This window comes from Mycobacterium gordonae (genome assembly GCF_001417955.2).
GTDB lineage: Bacteria > Actinomycetota > Actinomycetes > Mycobacteriales > Mycobacteriaceae > Mycobacterium > Mycobacterium gordonae_B.
Genome location: NZ_LKTM01000149.1, coordinates 1 through 2,253, shown reverse-complemented (window position 1 = coordinate 2,253; position 2,253 = coordinate 1). Strand labels below are relative to the sequence as shown.

At 58.2% G+C, this 2,253-nt stretch carries 4 protein-coding genes; all 4 read right to left on the bottom strand.

The window, feature by feature from the left end:
- Positions 1-54: 54 nt before the first annotated feature.
- The 4 genes from AO501_RS37195 to AO501_RS13755 all read right to left on the bottom strand — a co-directional run bounded on the left by AO501_RS37195 (position 55) and on the right by AO501_RS13755 (position 1,585).
- Entirely contained in the window at positions 55-474 is a 420-nt protein-coding gene (locus AO501_RS37195) for a terminase large subunit domain-containing protein (protein WP_231752483.1), read from the bottom strand.
- A 100-nt stretch (positions 475-574) separates the two neighbouring features.
- On the bottom strand, positions 575-940 hold the full coding sequence (locus AO501_RS13765) for a hypothetical protein (RefSeq protein WP_055578257.1): 366 nt from the start codon (positions 938-940) through the stop codon (positions 575-577).
- Positions 941-943: 3 nt separating this feature from the next.
- Positions 944-1,150, bottom strand: coding sequence for a hypothetical protein (locus tag AO501_RS13760; protein WP_156452542.1), 207 nt, complete (start codon positions 1,148-1,150; stop codon positions 944-946).
- 222 nt (positions 1,151-1,372) lie between these two features.
- A complete protein-coding gene (locus tag AO501_RS13755; RefSeq protein WP_156452541.1) occupies positions 1,373-1,585 on the bottom strand; it encodes a hypothetical protein in 213 nt (70 codons plus the stop codon).
- Positions 1,586-2,253 lie beyond the last annotated feature (668 nt).

Sequence of the window (2,253 nt, the reverse complement as noted above, 5' to 3'; positions counted from 1 at the left end):
GGGGAGTCTCTCCATCCCCGCCCTCGGGTCACTAATTGTCAGGGGGCGGGTGCCTCAACCCAGGTTGGCAGAGAGGGCACTGAGCACCGGATTTAGCTCAACGATGCGCTTCGCGTAACGCAGAACGATACTGGCCTGACGCAGATCAGAGGCAACAATCAGAACCTCAGCAGACGGCGGGCCAACGAACATCTCAGCCAACGCCAGAAACGCAGCCAACATCGTCTTGCCATTCGCACGCGGAATGCTGACCAAAGCAGTACGCACACCCGGAGCGAAAGAACCACCGACAATCTCACGCTGAAAAGCCCTCAGGCGAACCCTTTTCCCCGCATTCTTGCCCCTAGGGACCACACAAAACGTATGAATAAAGCGGATACGGCGGGCGGCACGGTTACGCGGATATCCCCGAAAGCTCAGGGGCACAACAGATGTCGTGCCTTTCGGTCCCGCTTTCATGATTGCTGATCCCATCCGGAGTGAGTCTCAAAGTTTGCTATCGCCTGAACGTCCGGGTCTAGCCCCAGGTCAGAGGTAGTCCCCAGGTCGCAGAAGCCACCGCAAAGGTGCCGCGTTATCGCAGGTCAGAGTGCTGCAATCGCGGCTCGTGGGTGATGCTGCTTCCCCTCGCATTTCCTGCCTTCTGGTTGCAGCGTTGGCACCGGACGAACAGCAGACCGTTGCGGACATCCCGAAGCGTCAGAGTCCTGCCGCGTTCGACCTTGCGCCAGCTTTCCGGCGTGTGGTCAAGGGTCAGGTTGTCGGTTGCTTGGCAGTCGGTGCAGAACGGCTGAAGGGCGATGGCCTGCGCTCGGAGCTTCTGGTAGCTGTAGCCGTAGCCTCTGGCGGTCGCGCTGGGTGTTGGTGCGTGCTTGCGTTTGTGCTGATCGCAGCGCGAGCCTTCACCACAAGGCGCTTGGCAGACGGTGCACAGCTTCATTGGCTAGCCGTCGTATTCGAAGTCCAGGCCCTTGGCTTCCATCGCGCGGGCCAACGCAATCCAGCTACTCAACAGCTTGGCGTCCAAACCGATGTTGAGAGCGGAGCCGCTGCTGTCGGTGAGGGTGAACGCATAGACAATCTCGTCGTCAGGGGTTGCGATAGTCGCGCCGTCAATGCGGTCAATGCGATACAAGGTCATCTCAGTCATGCTGTGCTCCTGGGAGTTTGGCGTTCAACCGGCTGCGAAGAATCAGCGCCAAGTCGGTCGGCAACTTGATGATGGTCACCGGTTCAGCGGATCCGCAGTCCAAGACCAGATCGAACAACGGTGATCCCTGCGGACCGAGTACATGCACAGAGTGCGGATTCACTTCCACGGTTGGGGGTGCAGGGCGTGCACGACGCGCAATCCTCGGCTCAACACGCGCGCTCATGCCGACACCTTCCGACGCTCGGACATGTCACGGTGCGCGAACAACAAATCAGACCAATGCTCTGGGACGGCGATGCAGTACTCACGGGTCAAATCCGCGCACTCACGGTGATGGATCGCCCAATACTTCCCGTGCTCATGCGTGGTGTGGATATAGCCTTCGCCGGGACGGACCTGCTTACCGCAGTGGTCGCATTTGTAGATGGTCATGATTTGCTCCTGTAGCCCTGACGGGCCAGTGTGTGTGTCCAACTGTTTTCGCATCGCTGACGCTCATGCGCCCCGCATAAACCTGAGTCGAAAATCGCGGGTGACTGGCAACGCAGACAAGGTGCGGTAATGGGTACTGGTCGCTTCTGCGGCTGACTGTTACGGGCCAGCGGTAGTGTCGGCTTGCGGGGACGGATGCCAGGAGTAGAAGAGATTTCAGCGACAGTCATTGTCCGCAGCTTGCGCATGTGGTCGGAATGGACACCGCAACCGTCAACACCTAGATGCTCACACCCCCAACAGTTCCGCTGACGCTCAGATTCGAGGGAATCCAGATTTATGTTCTGGGCTAGGTAAGTTAAGGAGCCGTCAGGCTCGTGCCGCATCGCATACCAGTGGTTACGTTTCGAGTTCCTGATTTCGTATCGTTCCGCACCTTTGACGTACATTCCGGGTGCCGGTAGGTCCGTCAGGACCGTTTCGCTGACGCTCAACTTAGCTCACCTATCAATAGTCATCACCGGTATCTGTTACTGATCGTTACTTCTCCGGGCTTTCTTTTGCCGATGTGAAACGTTTCGTACTTTTACCGGCTCTTCGCAATTGAGGGTGTAGGGCGGTCAGCTGTTTTCGACTGGTGATCGGGGGGTCTGGTTGGCTGGGGGTGT

Bases quoted from the DNA above. Each gene is read 5' to 3' on its own strand.
- AO501_RS37195 (WP_231752483.1), bottom strand. From the start codon at position 474: ATGGGATCAGCAATCATGAAAGCGGGACCGAAAGGCACGACATCTGTT.
- AO501_RS13765 (WP_055578257.1), bottom strand. From the start codon at position 940: ATGAAGCTGTGCACCGTCTGCCAAGCGCCTTGTGGTGAAGGCTCGCGC.
- AO501_RS13760 (WP_156452542.1), bottom strand. From the start codon at position 1,150: ATGACTGAGATGACCTTGTATCGCATTGACCGCATTGACGGCGCGACT.
- AO501_RS13755 (WP_156452541.1), bottom strand. From the start codon at position 1,585: ATGACCATCTACAAATGCGACCACTGCGGTAAGCAGGTCCGTCCCGGC.